This window comes from Cupriavidus phytohabitans, from assembly GCF_000426345.1.
In the GTDB taxonomy this organism is placed as follows: domain Bacteria; phylum Pseudomonadota; class Gammaproteobacteria; order Burkholderiales; family Burkholderiaceae; genus Cupriavidus.
This window is the reverse complement of the sequence record NZ_AUFE01000032.1, coordinates 20175-43358: the sequence shown is the minus strand read 5'-3', so window position 1 is coordinate 43358 and position 23184 is coordinate 20175. Positions and strand designations below refer to the sequence as shown.

Annotated in this window: 22 protein-coding genes; 12 read left to right on the top strand and 10 right to left on the bottom strand. The window is 68.6% G+C overall.

The annotated features are described in order from the left end of the window. Positions 1-17: 17 nt before the first annotated feature. Complete coding sequence (gene dapB / locus K309_RS0121555; RefSeq protein ID WP_029048353.1) at positions 18-827, bottom strand: 4-hydroxy-tetrahydrodipicolinate reductase; 810 nt, start codon at positions 825-827, stop codon at positions 18-20. Positions 828-871: 44 nt separating this feature from the next. Next, complete coding sequence (locus K309_RS0121550) at positions 872-1321, bottom strand: Lrp/AsnC family transcriptional regulator (protein WP_029048352.1); 450 nt, start codon at positions 1319-1321, stop codon at positions 872-874. A 126-nt stretch (positions 1322-1447) separates the two neighbouring features. Between K309_RS0121550 and K309_RS0121545 the strand changes: the two genes are divergently transcribed. From K309_RS0121545 to K309_RS0121535, 3 genes are all read left to right on the top strand, one after another. After that, positions 1448-2629 carry a saccharopine dehydrogenase family protein gene (locus tag K309_RS0121545; RefSeq protein WP_029048351.1) on the top strand — a complete coding sequence of 394 codons (1182 nt, stop codon included), beginning with the start codon at positions 1448-1450 and terminating at the stop codon, positions 2627-2629. Then, positions 2626-4143: an L-piperidine-6-carboxylate dehydrogenase gene (gene amaB / locus K309_RS0121540; RefSeq protein WP_029048350.1), complete on the top strand. Its 1518-nt coding sequence runs from the start codon at positions 2626-2628 to the stop codon at positions 4141-4143. The genes K309_RS0121545 and amaB overlap by 4 nt, the downstream gene beginning before the upstream one ends. Before the next feature lie 145 nt (positions 4144-4288). Next, positions 4289-4483: a hypothetical protein gene (locus tag K309_RS0121535; RefSeq protein ID WP_029048349.1), complete on the top strand. Its 195-nt coding sequence runs from the start codon at positions 4289-4291 to the stop codon at positions 4481-4483. Positions 4484-4565: 82 nt separating this feature from the next. On the opposite strand, the gene K309_RS0121530 is transcribed toward K309_RS0121535, so the two are convergent. The 6 genes from K309_RS0121530 to hemA all read right to left on the bottom strand — a co-directional run bounded on the left by K309_RS0121530 (position 4566) and on the right by hemA (position 9690). Continuing rightward, positions 4566-5216: a UbiX family flavin prenyltransferase gene (locus tag K309_RS0121530; RefSeq protein ID WP_051320546.1), complete on the bottom strand. Its 651-nt coding sequence runs from the start codon at positions 5214-5216 to the stop codon at positions 4566-4568. 7 nt (positions 5217-5223) lie between these two features. Further along, positions 5224-5535, bottom strand: a complete 312-nt coding sequence (gene grxD, locus K309_RS0121525; protein WP_029048347.1) for a Grx4 family monothiol glutaredoxin — start codon at positions 5533-5535, stop codon at positions 5224-5226. A gap of 126 nt (positions 5536-5661) precedes the next feature. Then, positions 5662-6534 (bottom strand): peptide chain release factor N(5)-glutamine methyltransferase, encoded by an 873-nt coding sequence (gene prmC / locus K309_RS0121520; protein ID WP_029048346.1) that lies wholly within the window; start codon positions 6532-6534, stop codon positions 5662-5664. Positions 6535-6674: 140 nt separating this feature from the next. Continuing rightward, entirely contained in the window at positions 6675-7001 is a 327-nt protein-coding gene (locus tag K309_RS0121515; protein ID WP_029048345.1) for a hypothetical protein, read from the bottom strand. 198 nt (positions 7002-7199) lie between these two features. Further along, positions 7200-8285 (bottom strand): peptide chain release factor 1, encoded by a 1086-nt coding sequence (gene prfA / locus K309_RS0121510; protein ID WP_029048344.1) that lies wholly within the window; start codon positions 8283-8285, stop codon positions 7200-7202. A 100-nt stretch (positions 8286-8385) separates the two neighbouring features. After that, entirely contained in the window at positions 8386-9690 is a 1305-nt protein-coding gene (gene hemA / locus K309_RS0121505) for a glutamyl-tRNA reductase (protein ID WP_029048343.1), read from the bottom strand. A 168-nt stretch (positions 9691-9858) separates the two neighbouring features. Here hemA and K309_RS0121500 point away from each other — a divergent pair, with 168 nt between their 5' ends. After that, positions 9859-10104, top strand: a complete 246-nt coding sequence (locus K309_RS0121500) for a hypothetical protein (RefSeq protein WP_029048342.1) — start codon at positions 9859-9861, stop codon at positions 10102-10104. Positions 10105-10153: 49 nt separating this feature from the next. On the opposite strand, the gene K309_RS0121495 is transcribed toward K309_RS0121500, so the two are convergent. Continuing rightward, positions 10154-10942, bottom strand: coding sequence for a 5'-methylthioadenosine/adenosylhomocysteine nucleosidase (locus K309_RS0121495; RefSeq protein WP_029048341.1), 789 nt, complete (start codon positions 10940-10942; stop codon positions 10154-10156). Between the two features lie 142 nt (positions 10943-11084). Here K309_RS0121495 and K309_RS0121490 point away from each other — a divergent pair, with 142 nt between their 5' ends. The 3 genes from K309_RS0121490 to K309_RS0121480 are packed head-to-tail and all read left to right on the top strand — an operon-like array spanning position 11085 to position 13752. Then, complete coding sequence (locus K309_RS0121490; RefSeq protein ID WP_029048340.1) at positions 11085-12134, top strand: DUF2157 domain-containing protein; 1050 nt, start codon at positions 11085-11087, stop codon at positions 12132-12134. Then, a complete protein-coding gene (locus K309_RS0121485; protein WP_029048339.1) occupies positions 12131-13258 on the top strand; it encodes a DUF4401 domain-containing protein in 1128 nt (375 codons plus the stop codon). Before K309_RS0121490 ends, K309_RS0121485 begins: the two co-directional genes overlap by 4 nt. Continuing rightward, on the top strand, positions 13255-13752 hold the full coding sequence (locus tag K309_RS0121480; protein WP_029048338.1) for a GDYXXLXY domain-containing protein: 498 nt from the start codon (positions 13255-13257) through the stop codon (positions 13750-13752). Before K309_RS0121485 ends, K309_RS0121480 begins: the two co-directional genes overlap by 4 nt. 74 nt (positions 13753-13826) lie before the next feature. Here K309_RS0121480 and ychF read toward each other — a convergent pair whose 3' ends face one another. Further along, positions 13827-14918 carry a redox-regulated ATPase YchF gene (ychF, locus tag K309_RS0121475; RefSeq protein ID WP_029048337.1) on the bottom strand — a complete coding sequence of 364 codons (1092 nt, stop codon included), beginning with the start codon at positions 14916-14918 and terminating at the stop codon, positions 13827-13829. Between the two features lie 739 nt (positions 14919-15657). Between ychF and K309_RS0121465 the strand changes: the two genes are divergently transcribed. From K309_RS0121465 to K309_RS0121445, 5 genes are all read left to right on the top strand, one after another. Beyond that, complete coding sequence (locus K309_RS0121465; protein WP_029048335.1) at positions 15658-16953, top strand: UbiH/UbiF family hydroxylase; 1296 nt, start codon at positions 15658-15660, stop codon at positions 16951-16953. Between the two features lie 44 nt (positions 16954-16997). Further along, positions 16998-17756, top strand: a complete 759-nt coding sequence (locus tag K309_RS0121460; RefSeq protein WP_029048334.1) for a DsbC family protein — start codon at positions 16998-17000, stop codon at positions 17754-17756. Between the two features lie 111 nt (positions 17757-17867). After that, positions 17868-18872, top strand: coding sequence for an acrylyl-CoA reductase (NADPH) (acuI, locus tag K309_RS0121455; protein WP_029048333.1), 1005 nt, complete (start codon positions 17868-17870; stop codon positions 18870-18872). Between the two features lie 64 nt (positions 18873-18936). After that, complete coding sequence (locus tag K309_RS0121450; protein WP_029048332.1) at positions 18937-20760, top strand: M61 family metallopeptidase; 1824 nt, start codon at positions 18937-18939, stop codon at positions 20758-20760. A 45-nt stretch (positions 20761-20805) separates the two neighbouring features. Next, positions 20806-23163: an FUSC family protein gene (locus K309_RS0121445; RefSeq protein WP_029048331.1), complete on the top strand. Its 2358-nt coding sequence runs from the start codon at positions 20806-20808 to the stop codon at positions 23161-23163. Positions 23164-23184 lie beyond the last annotated feature (21 nt).

The following is a 23184-nucleotide window of genomic DNA, read 5'->3' as shown; positions in this document are numbered from 1 at the left end:
GTGACGGCCTGCGGCCGTCACAGTCCTTCCATCACCTTGTCCAGCCCCCGCACCACGCCGCGCACGGTGTGGACCTTGCGGATCGCCAGCAGCGCGCCGGCGACATAGGGCTTGGAGCCGTCGCCGGCCTCGTGCTTGAGGTGCAGGCGCTGGCCGTCCGCGCCGAAGATCACCTCGACGCCGAGCTGGTAGCCCGGCAGCCGCACCGCATGCACCTGCGTGCCCGACATGGTGGCGCCGCGCGTTTCCTTCGGGCCGTTGACCTGGTCCACCGGCACCGCCTGCGCGGCGGTCCTGACCTGGCCGAGCCGGTACGCCAGCTCGCGCACCGTGCCGGACGGCACGTCGACCTTGCCGGCCTTGGCGTAGTCGATGATCTCCCAATGCTCCAGGTGGCGCGCCGCCATCTCGGCAAACTTCTGCAGCAGCACCACGGTAATGGCGAAATTGCCGCAGGCCAGCACGCCGCGCTCGGCTTTGCGCGCGGCCGCGTCGATCTCGGCATAGTCCTCGTCGGTCAGCCCCGAGGTGCCCACTACCACGTGCGCGCCGTGCGCCAGCGCCTGCAGGATGTTGTGCTTGGCGACGACCGGCTTGGTGTACTCGACATAGACGTCATAGGGCGTCTGCCCGAGCGCCTCGATGCTGGAGGCAGCCACGCCCGGCGTGTCGGCATGGCCGGTCAGCTGCGCCAGCGGCTGCCCCGCGGCGCCGCGCGACAGCCCCGCCACCAGCGTCATGTCGGCGGCGTGCGCCACGCCGCGCGCCAGTTCACCGCCGGCCCAGCCGGTCACGCCGCCCACGGCGACACGGATCGGATTGCTCATTGGATATCTCCGCTTTGGCTTGTTCGGTCTGCGAGCATACCGCTTCAGCCGGCAGCGCGCCGGCGGTCGAGCTTGCGCGCCAGCACGATCGAGGTGGTGGTGTGGTTGACGCCATCGAGCATGCCGATCTCGTCCAGCAGCCGATCCAGCCGGTCGTGCGTGTCGCAGCGGATCGCCACCAGGTAATCGACCGGCCCGCTGACCGAGTTGACCTCTTCGATCTCGGGCAACCGCTGCAGCGCGCGCAGGATCGCCGGCGCGGCCTTGGGCTGCACCGACAGCCCGCAATAGGCCAGGATCACGTTGTCTTCCATTTTTTGCCCCAGGCGCACTCCATAGCCGGCGATCACGCCGCTGCGCTCCAGCCGGGCGATGCGGGCGACCACGGTAGTGCGGGCGATTCCCAGCTGCCGTGCGAGGTTGGCGGCGCTTTCGCGGGCATTGGCCTGCAGCAACGAGAGCAGGTGGCGGTCGGTTACGTCGAGTTCAGTCATAACGTCGGTCAGGTGCGTCGTTTCGTTCGATTATGGCGGGTTTTCGTCATTCTTGCGCCTTCATTCCGTCGCAGCTGCTATCCATACTCCAGTCACGGGACAACCTTTCTTGTGGACGGAGACACCATGCAACCCTCTAACCTGGGCCGGCAGGGCCCACCGGACCTGCCCAAGGCGAACCGTCCGCTGCACGTGACGGTGCTGGGCGCGGGCAAGATCGGGCGCACCATTGCCGCCATGCTCCATGACAGCGGCGACTACCGCGTCAGCGTGGTCGACCATGACGCGCGCCGCCTCGACGGCCTGCCGCGTGGCGTGCTGGCGCGCGCCGGCGATCCCACCGAACCCGGCACCTGCGCCGCGCTGCTGGCCGGCGCCGACGCGGTGCTCAACGCGCTGCCATTCCACGCCGCCATCGCCGTGGCTTCGGTCGCGGCGCGCCTGGGCGTGCATTACTTCGACCTGACCGAGGATGTGGCCGCCACCCATGCGATCCGCCAGCTGGCGCAGAACGCGCGCTCGGTGCTGATGCCGCAGTGCGGGCTGGCGCCCGGCTTTATCGGCGTGGTCGGGCACGACCTGGCGCGGCGCTTCCTGCGCGGCGGCGGCGAGCTGCTGGACCTGCAGATGCGGGTCGGCGCGCTGCCGCGCTATCCCAGCAACGCGCTCAAGTACAACCTGACCTGGAGCACCGAGGGACTGATCAACGAGTATTGCAACCCGTGCGAAGCCATCGTCGACGGCCGCCGCGTCGAACTGCCGGCGCTGGAAGGGCTGGAAAGCTTCGCGCTGGACGGTATCGAGTACGAAGCCTTTAATACATCTGGCGGGCTTGGCACGCTGCCCGAGACGCTGGCCGGGCGCGCGCGCCACGTCGACTACAAGTCCATCCGCTACCCCGGCCACTGCGCGCTGATGAAGCTGCTGCTCAACGACCTGCGCCTGCGCGAGCGCCGCGACTGGCTGCGCGAGATCTTCGACCGCGCCATCCCGGTGACCGAGCAGGACGTGGTGATCGTGTTCGCCACCGCCACCGGCTACCCGGCCGGCGGCGAACGCGGGCGCGGACCGCTGACGCAGGCTTCGTTCTCGGCGCGCATCGGCGGGGTCGACAACAAGGACGGGCACGTCAACGCGATCCAGCTGACCACCGCGGCGGGCATCTGCACCGCGCTGGACATGGTGGCCACCGGCGCGCTGCCGCAGGCCGGCTTCGTGCGCCAGGAGGCGATGCCGCTCGACGCCTTCCTCAAGAACCGCTTCGGCCGCAATTACACGCAGCATCCGCTGCAGGAGACCCTCGTATGAAAGCGCAAGAGTTCGCAGCCTGCTGGGATTCGCTGGGACTGCCGCGGCCCTGGCAGGATGGCACGCCGGCCGGGGCGGTGACGGTGCGCTCGCCGGTCGACGGCGAGGCCATCGGCCATGTGCCGGCCTGCACCCCGGCGCAGGCCGATGCGCTGGTCGCACGCGCGCACGCGGCGCAGAGCACCTGGGCGCTGCTGCCGGCGCCGGCGCGCGGCGAGATCGTGCGGCGCTACGGCGAGGTGCTGCGCGAGCACAAGCCCGCGCTGGGCCGGCTGGTGTCGCTGGAAACCGGCAAGATCCTGCAGGAAGGGCTGGGCGAGGTGCAGGAGATGATCGACATCTGCGACTTCGCGGTGGGCCTGTCGCGCCAGCTGCACGGGCTGACCATTGCCTCGGAGCGCCCGCAGCATGCCATGCGCGAAACCTGGCACCCGTACGGCCTGTGCGGCGTGATCTCGGCCTTCAACTTCCCGGTGGCGGTGTGGGCGTGGAACGCGGCGCTGGCGCTGGTGTGCGGCAACGGCGTACTGTGGAAGCCGTCGGAGAAGGCGTCGTTGTGCGCGCTGGCGGCGCACGGGCTGCTCGAGCGCGTGCTGGCCGCGGCAATGCCGCAGCATGCAGGCATCACCGCGGTGCTGCCGGGCGGACGCATGCTTGGCAGCCATCTGGTGCAACATGCCGCGGTACGGCTGGTCAGCGCGACCGGCTCGACCCGCATGGGCCGCGAGGTCGGCATCGCCTGCGCCGGGCAGTTCAAGCGCAGCATCCTGGAGCTGGGCGGCAACAACGCCGCCATCGTCGCGCCATCGGCCGACATCGAGCTGGCGGTGCGGGCCATCACCTTTGCCGCGGCGGGCACGGCGGGCCAGCGTTGCACCACGCTGCGCCGCTGCTTCGTCCATGCCGACCTGATGGATACCATGGCCAGCCGGCTGGTCACTGTATTCGACCGGCTTCCGGTTGGCGATCCGCTTGACGACGGCACGCTGATCGGGCCGCTGATCGACAACGCCGCGGGCGACGCCATGGCCAACGCGCTCGCCGCGTGCCGCGCGCAGGGCAATATCGTCACCGGCGGCGAACGGCTGCTGGCCGGGCGTTTCCCGCACGCCTGCTACGTGCGGCCGGCGCTGGTGATGACCGACGAGCAGCACGACACCATGCTGACCGAGACCTTTGCGCCGATCCTGTACCTGATGCCGTACACCAGCTTCGACGAGGCGATCGCACTGAACAATGCCGCCGCGCACGGGCTGTCGTCGTGCATCTTCACCGAGTCGATGCGCGAAGCCGAGCGCTTCCTGTCGTCGGCGGGCAGCGACTGCGGCATCGCCAACGTCAATATCGGCACCAGCGGCGCGGAGATCGGCGGCGCCTTCGGCGGCGAGAAGGCGACCGGCGGCGGACGCGAGTCGGGATCGGATGCGTGGAAGGGATATATGCGCCGGGCGACCAACACCATCAACTACGGCGATTCATTGCCGCTGGCGCAGGGGATCAGGTTCGAGATCTGAAAGGGGGCGTCACGAGCGCCGTAGGGAACGGTAACAAGCCTTACACGCTTTTGACGCCATATTTCGCCAGCTGCCCGTATAACGTCAGCAGGGCAGGCACATGCCCGTTCCCGGCCCTGAGGTCCCCTAGGAAAACACCATGAAACTGCTGACGATTGGACTGGCTGCCGCCGCGGCCTCGGTCACCCTGCTGGGCGGCTGCGCCGTCTATCCCACCCCCGCCGGCCCCGCCGTGGGTCCCGCGCCGGTCTATGTAGCCCCCGCGCCGGTCGTGGTCGCGCCGCGGCCGTACTACTACGGCGGCTACGGCTACTACGGGCGTGGCTATCGTCGCTGGTAATTCAACGGAAAGGCCGCGATTGCCGGAGGTTGCGGCAAGGTAGGCAGGATTGAAGCAACGGCGGGGAGCCCGGCAACAGCGTTCAGTTGCCGCCAGCCGCGTCACCGGGCCGGGCGTTGAGCCCGCCCCAGCTGGGCGTGAGCGTCTGGCCGATCTCGGGCAGGTCGACCAGGTCCAGCACCCGGCCGACCGTATGGTCGACCAGCTCCGCAATGCTTTGCGGCTTCTGGTAGAAGCCCGGCACAGGCGGGAACACGATCCCGCCCATTTCCGTCACCGCCGTCATGTTGCGCAGGTGCGCAAGGTTCAGCGGCGTTTCCCGCACCATCAGGACCAGCTTGCGCCGCTCCTTCAGCGTGACGTCGGCGGCGCGCGTGATCAGGTTATCGGACAGGCCATGCGCGATCGCGGCCAGCGTGCGCATGGAGCAGGGCGCCACCACCATCGCATGGGCGCGGAACGAGCCGCTGGCAATAGTGGCGCCGATGTCGCGCACGTTGTGCACGACACTGGCCAGCGCTTCCACCTCGGCACGGCCGATGTCCAGCTCATGCTGCAGGTTCATCACGCCGGCCGGAGAAATCAGCACGTGGGTTTCCACCGCGGGGGCCGCGCGCAGCACCTGCAGCAGGCGCACGCCGTAGATGGCGCCGGTGGCGCCCGTGATCGCGACGATCAGCCGCCGCGGTGGTACGGTCCCCGCCGAAGGGGGCGGGGCAGCACCCGCGGGCATGGCGGACTCAGCCCTTCAGCAGGGTTTGCAGTTCGCCGTTCTGGTACATCTCCATCATGATGTCCGAGCCGCCGATGAACTCGCCGTTCACGTAGAGCTGCGGGATGGTCGGCCAGCTGGCGTATTCCTTGATGCCCTGGCGGATGCTGTCGTCGTCCAGCACGTTGACCGTGGTCGGCGCGTCGACGCCGCAGGCCTTCAGGATCTGGATGGCGCGGCCCGAGAAGCCGCACATCGGGAACTGCGCGGTGCCCTTCATGAACAGGACTACCGGGTTGCCCTTGACGATCTGGTCGATCTTTTGCTGCACGTCGCTCATGGTCTGCTTTTCAGTTGGATGGCGCCGCCGTCGGGGCGCCGCCTGGGGGAAAGGGACAAGGGATGCCGCGCGGCAAGCCACGTGGCGGGAATCTGCTGGCGATTTTACCGGAATCGCCGGCTTGCTTCAGGGTTGCGCCCCGGACCAGCGTCCGCCGGTGCAGCGCTCCTGGCCGGCCAGGTCGCGCACGGTGAAGACGTCGGTGAAGCCGGCCCCCTGCAGCAGCGCGCGCGTTGCCTGCGCCTGGTCGAAACCGTGTTCCATCAGCAGCCAGCCGCCCGGTAGCAGCCGCGGCGGCGCGCCGTCGACGATCGTGCGCAGGTCGGACAGGCCATCCTGGTGGTCGGTCAGCGCATCGATGGGCTCGAAGCGCAGGTCTCCTTCTGCCAGGTGCGGGTCGCCCGCGGCGATATAAGGCGGGTTGCTGACGACCAGGTGGAAGCGCAGTCCGGGCGGCAGCGCGGCGTACCAGTCCGATACCAGGAAGTGGATACGGTCGGCGCCAAGGGCGCTGGCGTTGTCTTGCGCCACCATCAGCGCGCCGGGCGAGATATCGGTGGCCCAGACCTGCGCATCGGTGCGTTCGCGCGCCAGCGTCACGGCCAGGATGCCCGAGCCGGTGCCCAGGTCCAGCACCAGCGGGCGGGGCACGTCGGCCAGCCGGGCCAGCGAGGCTTCGGCGGCGATCTCGGTGTCGGGGCGCGGGATCAGCACATCGGGCGTGACGCGGAACTTGCGGCCAAAAAATTCGCGCTCGCCCAGCAGGTATGCCATCGGCTCGCCAGCGAGCCGCCGCGCCAGCAGCGTGGCAAAGGCATCGCGCTGGGGCAGTGTGAGCGTGTCGGTATCGCGCGTGATCAGTTGCGTGCGGGTGAGTCCGGTCACGTGCGTCAGGAGCATGCGCGCTTCCAGCGTGGGCAGGCCCACCATGGCAGCGAGGGTCTGGGCTTCACGCAGCGTCGGCGTGGCCGGCAGCGCGGCAGTGTTGGGGGAAGACATCTGGTAGGGACGGTTCTGTTGCCGGCCACAAAAAACCCCACCGGCGCAGGGCCTAGCGGGGCTTTGAGGCGGGACTTCCGGCGTTTCGGCAAGTGTACCGCCCATCGGAGGCGGGCGGCAGAAAGCCCCCGCCGGGACGATTACTTATTGACGGTGTCCTTGGCCTTGTCGGCGCCGGCATTGACGGCGTCCTTGGCTGCCTGCTTGGCATTTTCCATGGCGTTGCCGGCTTCTTCCTTGGCCTTCTCGGCGGCGACCGACGCGCTCGAAGCGGCATCGCTGGCGGCAGCCTTGGCGGCGTCGGCAGCGCTGTTGGCTGCTGCCGCGGCGTCGCTGGCGGCAGCCTTGGCGGATTCGGCGGCCCTCTGCATGGCGCTGTCAGCGCTGGAAGCTGCGGGAGCTTCTTCCTTCTTGCTGCAAGCGGCCATGGCCGCGGTGATCATCAACAGCGCGAGCAGTTTTTTCATGATTTCGTCCTGGGAAGTTTTTGGGAGAGACTCACCCGGCACCATTCTCCGTTTGCCGGTCGAAATCGATTATAGACAGCGCGTTTACCCCTACCAGTGCTGTTTCAAGCATTTACAAGAAATACAAAGTCTTGTGGGACGTTACGCGCAGTTCGCGCAAAAAGCGGGCTTGAGCGCAGCTTAAGCCGCTTGAGCCGCTTAAGCTGCGCCTTCGCCGAGTGCCGCCAGTTGGTCCGCCTGGTGCTCCGCAGCCAGCGACGACAGCAGCTCGTCCATGTCGCCGTCCATGATCATGTCGATCTTGTAGAGCGTCAGGTTGATGCGGTGGTCGGTCACGCGGCCCTGCGGGAAGTTGTAGGTGCGGATGCGGTCGCTGCGGTCGCCCGAGCCGATCAGGTTGCGCCGCGTGCTGGCTTCCTTCGCCTGGGCGGCGCGGGCGTGCATGTCCTTGATGCGCGCGGCCAGCACCTTCATCGCCTTGTCCTTGTTGCGGTGCTGCGACCGGTCGTCCTGGCACTCGACCACGATGCCAGTCGGCAGGTGGGTCAGGCGCACGGCCGAATCCGTCTTGTTCACGTGCTGGCCGCCGGCGCCCGACGCGCGGAATGTGTCGATGCGCAGGTCGGCCGGGTTGATCTCGACCTCGCCGACCTCGTCGGCTTCGGGCATCACCGCCACCGTGCAGGCGGAAGTGTGGATGCGCCCCTGCGCCTCGGTGGCGGGCACGCGCTGCACGCGATGGCCGCCGGATTCGAACTTCAGCTTCGAAAATGCGGCATCGCCGGCGATCCGCACGATGACTTCCTTGAAACCACCCAGGTCGGATTCGGATTCGCTCATGATCTCGACCTGCCAGCGCTGGCGCTCGGCGTAGCGTGTGTACATCCGCAGCAGATCGGCGGCGAACAGCGCGCTTTCCTCGCCGCCGGTGCCGGCGCGGATTTCCAGCAGCAGGTTGCGGTCGTCATTGGGATCCTTGGGCAGCAGCAGGCGCTGCAGGCTATGTTCCAGCGCCTCCAGCCGCTCGCGCGCGCTGGCGATCTCGTCGGCGGCGAAGTCCTTCATCTCGGGGTCGTCCAGCAGCGCCTGCGCGGTGCCCAGGTCGTCCTGCGCCTGGCGGTATTGCCCGTACTGCTCGGCCACCGGCGACAGTTCGGCATGCTCGCGGCTGAGCTTGCGGTACTGGTCGATGTTGGCAGTCGCGTCTTCGCGCGCGAGCAGGGCGTTGACTTCATCGAGTCGCTCGGCCAGTTGGTCGAGCTTGGCAAGCATGCTGGCTTTCATCGGGATGCGGGGGAATTGGGGGAGGCCGGTGGGCCGGGGCTGCCGGGATTGCGGCGGCGGCGTGCCGGCGCGGTCGGCGCGCGGCAAGACGGGAGCGCGGCTAGCGCTCGGAGTGGCTGCTGTGGCGGAACAGGCCCGGCACCAGGCGCAGCAGCGCCTCGCGGTCTTCGCCCTGGGTGTGGTTCAGCGCGTGGGTCGGGCCGTGCAGGAACTTGCGGGTCAGTGCGCCGGACAGTGCTTCAAGCACCGCCTCGGGATCGTCGCCGCGGGCCAGCATGCGGCGCGCGCGCTCCAGCTCGGCCTGGCGGATGGCCTCGCCGCTGGTCTGCAGCTCGCGGATGACCGGCACCACGCTGCGCGTTTCCAGCCAGTGCATGAAGTTCTGCACGCGGCTTTCGATAATGGCTTCGGCCTGCGCGACCGCGGCCTGGCGCAGCGCGTTGCCTTCGCGCACGATCGCGCCAAGGTCGTCGACGGTGTACAGGAAGACGTCGTCCAGGCGCGCGACTTCCGGTTCCACGTCGCGCGGCACAGCGAGGTCGACCATCATGATCGGGCGGTGCTTGCGGCGCTTGACCGCGCGCTCCACCGCGCCCAGGCCGATGATCGGCAGCGAGCTGGCGGTGCACGACACCACGATGTCGAATTCATGCAGCCGCTCGCCCAGGTCGGTCAGGCGGATCGCCTGCGCGGTCAGGCCCTGGCCGGACAGCTGCTCGGCCAGTTTCTCGCCGCGCTCGACGGTGCGGTTGGCCACCACGATCTGGCGCGGCTGCTGCGCGGCAAAGTGCGTCGCGCACAGCTCGATCATCTCGCCCGCGCCGATAAAGAGCACGCGCTGGGTCGAGACGCTTTCAAAAATCCGTTGCGCCAGCCGCACCGCGGCCGCGGCCATCGACACGGAATGCGCGCCGATCTCGGTCTGGCCGCGCACTTCCTTGGCTACCGCGAAGGTGCGCTGGAACAGCTGGTTCAGGTATGTCCCCAGCGAGCCGGCCTCGCCGGCGGTGCGCACGGCATCCTTGAGCTGGCCCAGGATCTGGGTTTCGCCCAGCACCATCGAATCCAGCCCACTGGCCACGCGGAAGGCATGGCGCACGGCCTCGGACTGCGGCAGCGCGTACAGGTGCGGGGCCAGTTCGCCGGCCGGCACGTTGTGGTGCTGCGACAGCCACCGCAGGGTGTGCTCGAAACCCTCTTGCCCCGGCTTCAGGACGTCGGTGGCGCAGTAGATCTCGGTGCGGTTGCAGGTGGAAAGGATGGCGGCTTCGGTGCCGCTGCGGCCGGACAGGTGCTCGCGCAGCGCGCCCAGTGCCGGTTTGATCTGCTCGAGCGGAAACGCCACCCGCTCGCGCAGCGAGACTGGTGCCGTCGTGTGGTTGATGCCGATCGCGAGCAGTTGCATTTCTTGGGGACAGGTGCGATCCGGAGCGTGGCCGGATCGGTTGCCATTATACCGCCAGCACCACAGATTGCAGGCGCATACCCAGTATGCGTCGCAGGCGCGCCGGTTTGCAGTATTGTTACGGCGCAGCCAGTCGAGGTTGTGATTCAGGCTACACAGGAGAAGCGGATGCTGGGCACCTTGATCGTGGGTTTGCTGGTTGGACTGGCGGCGCGCCGGCTGCATCCGGCAGGACGCGTCGTGACCCGGCCGGCCGCGCTGGTGCTGGGTGCGGCGGGAGCGGCGGCTGCATTCTACGGCGGCCGCGCGCTGCACCTGTTCGTCGACGGTCAACTCAGCAGCTGGCTGGCGGTGATCGCCGGCGCCGCCATCCTGGTGGGTGCCTGGGGCGCGGTCCGGCCGCGCGGACGGTAAAGGCAGGGCTGACGTGGCGCCCGGAAATCTGCGGGCCGCTTGATCCTGGTCAGGTCCGCACGGGATCCGCTTCGGCCCGGGCGGCCAGCAGCCGGCGCAGTACCCCGTTGGAATAGTGGCTGGCCACTTCCTTCAGGAATGCCGCGAAGTCCACATGGGCGGTATCGTCGGCGCGGTCCGAAACCGTGCGCATGACCGCGTACGGGACGCCGTATTCATGGCACACCTGCGCCACCGCGGCGCCTTCCATCTCCACCGCCAGCAGCCCGGGCAGCCGGTCGCGCAGTTCCGCCACCGAGGCCGGGGCGCCGATAAACTGGTCGCCGCTGGCGATCATGCCCTTGTGCAGCGCCGGCGTGGCCACGCCGAAGCGGGCCAGCACCTCGGGCGGCACATCGACGGCCAGGTCGAGCCGCAGGAAATCGGCGGCCGCGCCTTCCAGTTCCTCGGTCAGCGCCGGGTCGGCCGGGAACTCGGCGCGATCCAGCAGCGGCACTTCATGGCGGGCGAAGAACGGGCGCGCGTCGAGGTCGTGCTGAATCGTCCGATCCGCGATGACGATGTCGCCGACGTTGGTGTCGGCGCCGACGCCGCCCGCCAGCCCGGTAAAGACCACCTGGGTGGCGCCGAACTCGCGGATCAGCGTGACCGTGGTCGCCGAGGCGGCCACCTTGCCCATGCGCGCCAGCACCAGCACGCATGGCTGGCCGTAAAGGTTGCCGACATAGTAGTCGCGCATGCCGACGGTGTGCACTGTGGCGCGGCTGTCGTCATGGCGCATCGCGGCCACCAGGCCGTCGACTTCATCGTGGATAGCGGCAAGGATTCCCAGGGTCATGGGGCAGGCAGAGAGTGAAAGCCGAAAAGCCAGAGCATACCGGCGCCCATGCGGCAGGCATAGCGCCGGCGCGCCGCAAGACGGGTGCGGCCCGGGCGCCGCTTTGCTAAAGTGCCACGCATCCGGGCACGCAAGGGCGAGCATGCAAGTCACCTCCACCGTGGCAAACGGCGAACGGCGCGCCATCCGCCGGGCACTGGCCGACTGGCGCGCACGCGGATGCCTGGCTGCCGAAGCGGTCGCCGCCCCTTGGGCAAGCACCGAGCCTGCCGCCGCCGACTGGCGCCGCTGGCTCGACCAGGCGCTGATGGCACTGGGCACCGCGCTGCTGTGCGCCGGCGTGATCGTCTTCTTTGCCTTCAACTGGCAAGACCTGCACAAGTTCTCCAAATTCGGCTTGCTCGCCGCCGCCATCACGGTGGTGGCCGCGTTCGCCTGGCTGCGCCCTGCCGCCGACGCCGCCGGCCGCGCCGCGCTGGGCGGCGCGCAGGTGCTGGCCGGGGTGCTGCTCGCCGTGATCGGGCAGACCTACCAGACCGGCGCCGATGCCTGGCAGCTGTTCGCGCTGTGGGCGCTGCTGGCGGTGCCGTGGGCACTGGCGGCACGCGCGGCGCCGCACTGGTGGCTGGTGCTGGTGGTCGGCAACGTGGCGCTGCTGCGCTACTTCAGCATCCGTTTCGGCATGGATGGCCTGTTCGCACTGCTGTTCGACAGCCGCTACCTGCGCACCGCCACCCTGGCTCTGCTGGGAGCGGTGCTGCTGCAGCTGGCGCTGTGGCACCTGCTGGCCGCCCGCGCGCCCGGGCTGGGCTTCCGGGGACAGACCGGCAGCCGCTTGCTGGCGGCGCTGGCGTGCGTGCAGGCGGGTTCGCTGGGACTGGCCAGCCTGTTCGACAGCCGCTTCGATGCGGCGTCGTTCGCGATTGCGGTGGGCGTGCTGGCCGGGCTGACATGGTGGTACCGGCAACGCGCCTTCGATATCGTCGTGCTGAGCCTGACCTGCCTGACGGGCATCGTGCTGGTGGTGGCCGGCCTCGGCAAGCTGCTGTTCGAGGGCAAGGGCGACTTCGGCGCGTTCCTGCTGCTCGGGCTGGTCACCATCGGCCTGGCCGCCGGCGCGGCGGCGTGGCTGATGCGCGCTTATCGCGCTCAACTGCGTGCTCAACTGCGCGCCCAGCTGGAGCAGGCATGAGCACCACCTTGCAGACCGAACAACGGCTCTGGCGCGAGCTGGCCGCGCGCGGCGCGGTGCAGGGCGAATGCCCGGAGCACAGCCACGCACCGTGGGCGGTGCGCTGCCTGATGGGCGCGGCCGGCTGGCTTGGGGCCTTGTTCTTCCAGATGTTCCTGGTCGGGACGGTGTTCGTGGCCGCGCGCGAGAACGGCGTCGCCATGGCCGTGACCGGACTGGCCATGATTGCGCTGGCCGCGTTGTTGTACTGGCGTGGCGGCGGCATCGCGGCGAGCCAGTTCGCGCTGGCGGTCAGCCTGTGCGGGCAGGGGATGGCGGTGTATGGGCTGGTCGAGGCGCTCGGCTCGCTCGGCTTTAAGCGCGTGGCCGAGACCGCCGGATTCTGGGCCGGCATTGCGCTGTTCGAAGGCGCGCTTGTGGTGCTGGTGCCCAACCGGTTGCACCGGCTGTTGTCCGGCCTTGGCGTCTGGATCGGGTTGGCGGGCGCAGTGCATTTCGGCCTGCCTCGCGGGGCAACCGATGACTGGCTGGCGCTGACGTGGTCGCTCGGCTGGCTGGCGCCGCTGGGCTGCGCTCTGGTGGCCGGCTTCACGCTGGCCGAAGCGCGCGCGTGCGCGGCGGGGCGGCATGCACTGCTGGAGCCGCTCGCCGATGCCACACTGCTGGCCGCGCTCGCCATGGCGCTGGTGGTGACCGGGATGAGCCATCCGATGGCATGGCTGTTCGAACCGGAGGCGGGCCGCCTGTCGTTCGCGCACTGGATCGGTGGCGCCCTGCTGACGCTGGTGCTGGCTGGCTTCGCCCTGGCCGAATGCCGCCGGCTGGCCGTCGGCTCCGCCATGCAGGCGGCAGTGCTCGCCGGCACGCTCGCCTTTGGCGCGCTGATGGCCGCGGCGCCTGCCGTGGTGGCCGGCGCGCTGGCGCTGGCGCTGGCCCTGCGCCGGGCTTCCATGGCCTGGATGGGGCTGGGCATCGCCGCCATTGCCATCGGCTTTGTCTGGTACTACAGCGCGCTGCACTGGACCCTGCTGGCCAAGTCCGTCACGCTGGCCGCGGCGGGCGCGCTGTTGCTGGCCGGCCGTTACTGGCTGCTGCGCGGCCGCACCGGCAAGGAGTTCGCATGAAGCGCTGGATCGTGATCGCCTGGGCACTGACGCTGGTGCTGGCCGCCGCCGGCATCGCCGGCAAGGAAACGCTGCTGGCGCGCGGCGACACCGTCTTGCTGCGGCTCGCGCCGGTCGATCCGCGCTCGCTGATGCAGGGCGACTACATGGCACTGAACTTCGACATCGGCAACCAGATCCGCACGGCGCAGGGGCCGGCGGAGCGCCCGCCGCGCGACGGCGTGGCCGTGATCCGGCGCGACACGCGGGGCGTTGCCAGCTTCGTGCGGCTGCATGATGGCGGGCCGCTGGGCGCGGGCGAGCAGCTGCTGCGCTTCCAAGCGGCGCGGTCGCGCTGGGGCGGCGCGCAGGTGCAGGTGTCAACCGATGCGTATTTCTTCCAGGAGGGGCAGGGTGAGCGCTTCGCCCAGGCCATGTATGGGGAATTCCGCGTGGGGGCGGACGGCCAGGCGCTGCTGGTGGGGCTGCGGGGGAAGGAATTGGAAAGGTTGTGAAGGGGCAAGCGGTTCCCCTGCTGCAGAAAGAAAAAAACCCGCGAGATCGCGGGTTTTTTGTCGGCGGGGCAGGCTCAGACGTTGAACAGGAAGTTCATCACATCCCCATCCTTCACTACGTATTCCTTGCCTTCCGCGCGCATCTTGCCGGCTTCCTTGGCGCCGTTCTCGCCCTTGAACGCGATGTAGTCGTCGTAGGAAATGGTCTGCGCACGGATAAAGCCGCGTTCGAAATCGGTATGAATCACACCGGCCGCCTTGGGCGCGGTGTCGCCGACATGGATGGTCCAGGCGCGCACTTCCTTCACGCCGGCGGTGAAGTAGGTCTGCAGGCCCAGCAGCTTGAAGCCGGCGCGGATCACGCGGTCCAGGCCCGGTTCTTCCATGCCCAGGTCGGCCAGGAATTCGGCCTTGTCGGCGTCGTCCAGGTCTGCGATCTCGGCTTCGATGGCGGCGCAGACGGCGACCACCGGGGAATCGGTCTGCTTGGCGTACTCGCGCACGGCGTCCAGGTGCGGGTTATTCTCGAAGCCGTCTTCACGCACGTTGGCGACGTACATGGTCGGCTTGGCGGTGATCAGGCAGAACGGGCGGATGGCGTCCCATTCTTCCGGGGCCAGGTCGAGGGTGCGCACGGCCTTGGCCTGGTCGAGCACGGCTTGCGCCTTTTCCAGCACGGCGACCAGGCGCTGGGCTTCCTTGTCGCCGGCGCGGGCCGGCTTGACGTAGCGGGCCAGGGCCTTTTCCACGGTGGCCAGGTCGGCCAGCGCCAGCTCGGTGTTGATGACCTCGATGTCGGACAGCGGGTCGACCTTGCCGGCCACGTGGATCACGTTATCGTCCTCGAAGCAGCGCACCACGTGGGTGATGGCGTCGGTTTCGCGGATATTGGCCAGGAACTGGTTGCCCAGGCCTTCGCCCTTCGATGCGCCCGCGACCAGTCCGGCGATGTCGACGAACTCGACCGTGGCGGGCAGGATGCGCTCAGGCTTGACGATCTCGGCCAGGTTGCCGAGCCTCGGGTCCGGCACTTCGACCACGCCCACGTTGGGCTCGATCGTGCAGAACGGATAGTTTTCGGCGGCGATGCCGGCCTTGGTCAGGGCATTGAACAGCGTGGACTTGCCGACGTTGGGCAGGCCGACGATGCCGCATTTGAGGCTCATGGTCTTGTCTTAGAAATCAAGGGTTGCGGGATGCGGTCCGGCGACGGGCGGGCCTGGCGACAGGCGTCTGGCGGGGCCAGTGGCGGGACTGCATCGGACGAGGCAAACACATCACATCGAGCGCCGCTCGACGGCTGTACGGGGTCTGCCACGAAAAACGGCAATTGTAACCCTATCGGGACTGCGGGTTGCGAGCCGGGGGCGATTTGCACCGCATACAAAAACAAGACGGCCAGGAAGTCATCCTGGCCGTTGCGTGAGCGCCGCTTCCGCTCAATCGAGATCCACGACGTTCATGCGCCGTCCGTGAACTGGTCCCGCATATCCGTGGTCCTGGCGCCGTCCGTAAACATGTCGCGCCTGTCGATTGCCCTTGCACCATCCAGGAATACATCCCGCCGGTCGATTGACCGTGCTCCATCCGAATACACATCGAACTTGGAAACCTTGGCGCCGTCGGTATAAACGTCCCGCGGGCCAGTCGTGCCTCCAAATGCCGATCCCCCTGCAACCGCGATGCTAGCCGCGGCAAGCCAAAGCGCCTTCTTAAACATTGCTCCACCTCCCTTCAGGTGGTTCGTCCCCGGTCAGAAACATTTCGTTTCAATATAGGCTGAGCGTTTCCGAACTCGGAGCCATGCACCAACTGTTTTGTCATAAGCCTTATGACCTGAAGAAATAAGGAACGCCGGCCCATCCCGGCCAAAGGGCTCCGGAGTGACGTGGCTATAATCCAGCCATGACCCGATCCCACGCGTCCGCGCGCACCGCTGCGCGCAACTCCTCCACTTTCCAGGTGGCCGTCGTCGGCGGCGGCATCGTCGGCAAGTCCTGTGCCTTGTTGCTGGCCCAGCAGGGCATGGACGTGGCGCTGGTGGCGCCGAAGCCGCCCCGCGGCGCCAGCCGCGCGCCGGCAGGGCCGGAGGACTGGGACAGCCGTATTTATGCGTTCTCCTCTAGCTCGCAGGCGCTCCTGGAGCGGATGCGTGTGTGGGAGGCGCTGGATCCGACGCGCATCCAGCCGGTGCGTGACATGCGTGTCTTTGGCGACGTCAGCGCCGCCGAAACCTCGCCCAGCCTGGACGGCGACCTGCATTTCTCCGCCTACGCCGCCGCGGTGCCGCAACTGGCGTGGATCATCGAATCCAGCCACGTCGAGCGCGCGCTCGACACCGCGCTCGGCTTCCAGCACCAGGTCAACTGGCACGATGGCACCGCCAGCGTGTGCGAGCGCGATCCGGAGGGTATTACCCTGACGCTGGACAACGGCACGAGGCTGCGCACGGCGCTGGCAATCGGCGCCGACGGGGCGCGCTCGTGGCTGCGCCAGCAGTGCCATATCGGCGTCAGCACGCGCAAGTACCGCCAGCTTGGCGTGGTCGCCAACTTTGCCTGCGAGCGTCCGCATCACGAGACTGCCTGGCAGTGGTTCCTGGGCGCGCCGGAAAAGCTGATGGCAGACGAAGAGCCCGCCAACGGCGAGGTGCTGGCGATGCTGCCGCTGCCCGGCAACCACGTCTCGATGGTCTGGTCGGCAGACGAAGCGCACGCGCGCGACCTGCTCGCACTGTCGCCCGAGGCGCTTGCCGCCACCGTGATGCAGGGCGCCGCCGGGGCGGTCGGCAGCCAGTTCGGCACGCTGCGCTGCGTGACCTCGGCGCAGGGCTTCCCGCTGGTGCTGCAGCGCGCCGACCAGTTCGTGCAGCCGCACGTGGCGCTGGTCGGCGACGCCGCCCACGTGGTGCACCCGCTGGCGGGGCAGGGCATGAACCTGGGCCTGCGCGATGTCGCGGAACTTGGCCGCGTGATGGCCGACAAAGAACCTTTCCGCAGCGAGGGCGACCTGCGCCTGCTGCGCCGCTACGAGCGCGCGCGCGCCACCGACCTGCTGTCGCTGACCGCGGCCACCGACGGGCTGCACCGGCTGTTTTCACTGCCCGGCGGCGTGGCGAGGGTGGTGCGCAACACCGGCATGCGTGCGGTGGGCGGCCAGTCGCTGCTCAAGCGTTTCCTGATCGGGCACGCGCTCGGCTGATGCCACCGCTCCCCGAACGATCACCGAATACCCCTGGAGTCCACATGTTTCAATTCCTGCGCCACCACCCTGTCCGCAGCGCTGCCGTCACCGCCGTCGTGGGCGGCCTGGCCGCGGCGGGCTTTGCCATGCATGCCATGGCAGCGGGCGAACCCGGCACCGACCGCATCAGGGAGTCGCTGCAGAAGGTGCTGGGCGGCCGTGCCGAGGTGAAAAGCGTCAGCAAGACCCCGGTGCCCGGGCTGTTCGAAGCCAATATCGGCGGGCAGGTGGTCTATACCGACAGCACCGGCCGCTACATCCTCAACGGCGAGATGATCGACACCCGCACCGGCACCAATCTGACCGAGGAGCGGATGGCCGAGATCAACCGCATCAAGTGGTCGGACCTGCCGCTGGCGCGCGCGATCAAGTGGACCAAGGGCGATGGCAGCCGGCAGATCGCGGTGTTCTCCGACCCCAACTGCGGCTACTGCAAGCGCATCGAGCAGACCTTCCAGCAGATGGACAACATCACCGTGTACACCTTCCTGTACCCGGTGCTGTCGCCGGACTCCGAGACCAAGGCCAAGCAGGTCTGGTGCGCAGCCGACCGCACCAAGGCCTGGCGCGACTGGATGCTCAAGCATGTGGCGCTGACCGGCAATGGCAGTTGCCAGACGCCGCTGCAGGAGAACCTGGCGCTGGGCCAGAGCATGAATGTCACCGGCACGCCGGCGGTGTTCTTCATGGACGGCACCCGCATCCCGGGCGCGGCCGACGTGGCCACGCTGGAGAAGAAGCTCGCCAGCATCAAGAAATAAGCGCGCGCCGGACCTGACCCGGCTCGATCAGCGGCCGGACTTGTCCGGCCGTTCTGCTTTCCGCTTTCCCCTCATTCCCAGGCGACCGCCGCCAGGCGGCAAGGAGACACCATGACGTTCCAGGCATTGCTGCTGACCCAGGCCGACGGCGCCACCCAGGCCAATCTCGCTACGCTGGACGAGGCGCAGTTGCCACCTGAAGGCGACGTGCTGGTTGCCGTGGACTACTCCACCATCAACTTCAAGGACGGCCTGGCGATCACGGGCCGCTCGCCGGTGGTGCGCAAGTGGCCGATGGTGGCGGGCATCGACGGGGCCGGCACGGTGCTGCAATCGTCCAGCCCGCGCTGGCAGGCCGGCGACAAGGTGGTGCTGAACGGCTACGGAGTGGGCGAGACCCACTGGGGCTGCCTGGCGCAGCGCGCGCGGCTGAAGGGCGACTGGCTGGTGCGCCTGCCCGATGCCTTCACCACGCGCCAGGCCATGGCGATCGGCACCGCCGGCTACACCGCGATGCTGTCGGTGCTGGCGCTGGAGCGCGGCGGCGTCAATGGCCCGGTGCGGCCCGGCGATGGCGAGGTGCTGGTGACCGGCGCCTCGGGCGGCGTGGGCTCGGTCGCGATCGCGGTGCTGAGCAAGCTGGGCTACAAGGTGGTGGCGTCGACAGGCAAGACCAATGAAGCGGACTTCCTGAAGGCCCTGGGCGCCGCCGATGTCATCGACCGCACCGAGCTTGGCGTGCCCGGCAAGCCGCTGCAAAAGGAACGCTGGGCCGCGGTGGTGGATTCGGTCGGCTCGCACACGCTGGTCAATGCCTGCGCGCAGGTGCGCTACGGCGGCGTGGTGACGGCATGCGGGCTGGCGCAGGGCATGGACTTCCCGGCATCGGTGGCGCCGTTCATCCTGCGCGGCGTGACGCTGCACGGCATCGACAGCGTGATGGCTGCCATGCCGCTGCGCGAGCGCGCGTGGCAGCGGCTGGCGAGCGACCTGGAGCCGGATCGCCTGAACGCGATCACGCGCGAGATCGGGCTGGCCGAGGCGATCGACGCCGGCCGCAGGATCGTGGAGGGCGGCATGCGCGGCCGCGTGGTCGTCGACGTCAATCGCTCCTGAGGAGCGACCGGCTGCTTCATGAGCGTCGGCGAGGCCAGCAGTGCGCCGACGTTACAATCCTGCCATGACGCCGATCCGCTACGCCATCGCCCCGCTTGCGCCTGAGGCGCACCTCTTTGCCGTCACCGTCACGGTGAGCGAGCCCGATCCCGCCGGCCAGCGCTTCACGCTGCCCGCGTGGATCCCGGGCAGTTACATGATCCGCGACTTCGCCCGCCATATCGTGCGCATCCGCGCCGATGCCGGCGGCCGCGAAGTCTCGCTGACCAAGCTCGACAAGCAGAGCTGGCAGGCCGCGCCGGTGGGCCTGTCGGACGGCCCGCTGACGCTGAGCTACGAAATCTATGCCTGGGACCTGTCGGTGCGCGCCGCGCACCTGGACGCCACCCATGGCTTCTTCAATGGCAGCTCGGTGTTCCTGTGCGTCGAAGGCCAGGCCGAGCGGCCATGCACCGTCGATATCCACGCTCCCGAAGGCGAGGCTTACCGCGGCTGGCGCGTCGCCACCGCAATGCCGGAAGCACTGGGCCGCGACGGCGCGAAGCGCTACGGCTTCGGCCGCTACCAGGTCGCGGACTACGACGAACTGGTTGACCACCCGGTGGAGATGGGCAATTTCCAGCTCGCCAGCTTCCGCGCCTGCGGCGCGCAGCACGACGTGGTCTTCACCGGCCGCGTGCCCAACCTCGACCTCGAGCGCGTGTGCCGCGACCTCAAGCGCATCTGCGAAACCCAGATCCGCCTGTTCGAACCCCGCAGCGCCGAGGCACCGTTCCTGGACAGCAACCGCCGCTACGTCTTCATGACGATGGTCACCACCGACGGCTACGGCGGCCTCGAGCACCGCGCCAGCACCGCGCTGATGTGCGCGCGCAATGACCTGCCGGTGCGCGGCATGAGCGACAACAGCGACACTAGCGAGGGCTATCGCACTTTCCTGGGCCTGTGCAGCCACGAGTATTTCCACACCTGGAACGTCAAGCGCATCAAGCCCGCCGCGTTCGTGCCGTACCGGCTGGCCGAGGAAACCTACACGCCGCTGCTGTGGCTGTTCGAGGGCTTCACCAGCTACTACGACGATCTGCTGCTGGTGCGCTCGGGCTGCGTGACCGAGGCCCAGTACGTCGAGATGCTGGGCAAGACCTGGAACGGCGTGCTGCGCGGCAACGGCCGCACCAAGCAGAGCGTGGCCGAAAGCTCGTTCGACGCCTGGACCAAGTACTACCGCCAGGACGAGAACGCGCCCAACGCCATCGTCAGCTACTACACCAAGGGATCGCTGGTGGCGCTGGCGCTGGACCTGACCATCCGCGCCAGGTCGCGCGGACGGCGCTCGCTCGATGATGTCATGCGCGCGCTGTGGCGCCGCTACGGGCGCGGCTTCTATGCGCCCGGCGCGATGCAGCGTGGCGTGACCGAGCCGGAAGTCTATGCGCTGTTCGACGAAGTGACCGGCCTGAAGCTGGGCGGGCTGCTGCGCTCGCTGACCGAAGGCACGGGCGAGCTGCCGCTGGCGGCGCTGTTCAAGGACATCGGCGTCAAGGCCGAGGCACAGAAGCCGTCGCGCACCGCGGCGCTGGGCATCAAGGTCAAGACCGACGACGGCTGGGTACGCGTCACGCAGGTGCTGGACGGCGGCGCGGCGCAGGCCGCGGGCCTGTCGGCCGGCGACCTGCTGGTGGCCATCGACGGCCTGCGCGTGGCGCCGGGCCAGATCGACAAGCTGCTGGGACGCTACCGCACCGGCGACCGCGTCGACCTGCACGCCTTCCGCCGCGACGAGCTGCAGGTGCTGCCCGTGACGCTGGCGCGCGAGCCCGCGGCGCAGTTCAAGGTCAAGCTGGCGGACGGCCGGCATGCGGCGCGCTCGCGCTGGCTGGGCCAGTGACGTAGCGCTGCAATCCCCACAACCTGGCCCCCGCCGCTTCGCCGCATGCAATACGCGCACGACCCCCGCACCTTCCTGTATTCGCACTACGTGTACCGGGGGCTGCGCTCGGCCACCGGGGTGATCGGCGCCACGCTGATCGCGCTGCAGTTCTCCGACTTGCCCACCGCGATGGTGGTGTCGATGGGCGCGCTGTGCACCAGCCTGATGGACCTGCCCAGCCCGCTGAGCCACAAGTTCAACGAGATGCTGGCGAGCGTGCTGCTGTGCAGCGCCGTGACACTGGTGGTGGCGCTGACCACGCCGTTCCCGCGCGTGATGCCGTTCGTGCTGGTGCTGGTGACGTTCCTCGCCGCCATGATGACGGTGTACGGCAACAAGACCTTGCCGCTGCAATTCGCGGCGCTGTTCGTGATGACGCTCACGATCAACGAGGATTTCGTGGTCGAGCGCGCGCTGGTGCATGCGGCGCACTTCAGCGCCGGCGCGGTGGCCTACCTCGGCTACGCGATGCTGGTGAGCTGGCTGACCGAGCGCCGCACCAGGCAGCAGGTGCTGGCCGAGTCGTTGTACGAGCTGGCCGGCTACCTCGAGATCAAGGCCGGCTTCTACGATGCCGGCAACAACTACGAGGCCCGGTTCAACCAGCTGGTGCGCCAGCAGATCGTGGTGGCCGAGCGCCAGCAGGCCGCGCGCGACCTGGTGCTGCGCGGCAACCGCACGCCGCACGACGGGCTGCTGGTGCAGGTGCACCTGCGCATGCTCGACCTGTACGAGTACGTGCTGTCGACCAACACCGACTATCCGCTGCTGCGCCAGACCTTCGGCGGCACGCCGGTGCTGGACCACCTGCGCGGGCTGGTGGTGCTGATGTGCAAGGACGTGGAAGAGATCGCCTACGAGGTCACGCGCGGCCGCGGCTCGTACGGCATCGTGGAATACCGCGAGGGCCTGCGCGCGGTCGAGGCCGAGATCGCGCAGCTGCGCCACCACCATATCAACCCGGCGGCGATGACCGCGCTGGCCGAGACGCTGGACATGATCCGCGGCGCGGTCACGCTGATCGGCCAGCTGCACGAGGCCTCGCGCACGCCGGTGGAACCGGCCAAGGTGCTGCCGGGCAGCGACATGACGCCGTTCCTGACGCGCCAGAAGTACGAACTGGGCGTGCTGCGCGACAACCTGCACTGGCGCTCGCCGGCGTTCCGCTTTGCCCTGCGCATGTCGATGGCGGTGGCGCTGGGGCTGTGGATCACCAACCACCTGCCCTACGTGTCGCACAGCTACTGGATCCTGCTGACCATCATCGTCATCCTGAAGCCCAACTTCAGCATGACCAAGCAGCGCTACAACGACCGCGTGATCGGCACGCTGATCGGCTGCGTGGTGGCAGTGGGGATCCTGAAGGTGGTGGACGAGCCGCTGATACTGCTGGGCGTGCTGTTCCTGTCGCTGGTGGCCAGCGCAGCGTTCGTGACCATCAAGTACCGCTATACCGCCATCGCGGCCTGCATCCAGGTGCTCATCCAGATCAACCTGCTGATGCCGGGCAGCCCGACGGTGGCGGGAGAGCGACTGGTCGATACGGTGATCGGCGGCATCATCGCCTCGCTGTTCAGCTTCGTGCTGCCGAGCTGGGAATACCGCGCCATCCCCAAGCTGGTGGAGAACGTGCTGCAGGCCAACCGCCGCTATATCGCCGCCACGCGCGACCTGCTGCTGCGCCGGGCCAAGGACGACTTTGCCTACCGCGTGCAGCGCAAGCAGTTCATGGACAACCTGTCGGCGCTGATCTCTTCGTTCCAGCGCATGCTGGACGAGCCCAAGAGCCGGCATCGCGCGGTCGACAACCTGAACCGCTTTATCGTGCAGAACTACCTGGTGGCGGCGCACGTGGCGGCGGCGCGGATCCAGGTGCGGCAGCACTATGCTGAGTTGGATATTCCCGCTGCCGAGGCGGCGATCGAGCAGGCTACCGAAGCGGCGCGCAGCAGCCTGCAGCTGGCCAGCGAGCGGTTGCATGCCGACGAGCGTGGCGGCGGGCGCGGGGCGGGCTTTATCCGCCGCGAACGCGCGCCGGTCGTGGCCGAAGTACAGGTACCGCTGGCGGTAGCCGCGGGGCCGGCGATGGGCGACGCCGCCGCCGCTGTCGAAGCCGCGGAGGATGCGGCGGCCGAGCGCCGCGCGCGGCTGGCGGACTCGGCGGACAAGCGCCGCACCGATACGCTGGTGCAGGCCGCCGCGGCGGGCGAGTCGAGCGAACAGGCCGGGCCGACGTCCAGCTCCACGGGTCGTCCCGCCAATGCGGTGCTGGAGCGCCGGCTGCGCGCGCTGCGCGAGGACGCGGCGAAGATCGCACTGCGTACGGGGGCGATTGGCCGCGCGATGCGGGCGCGGTCGTAGAGCACTTAGCGCAGGTAGCTT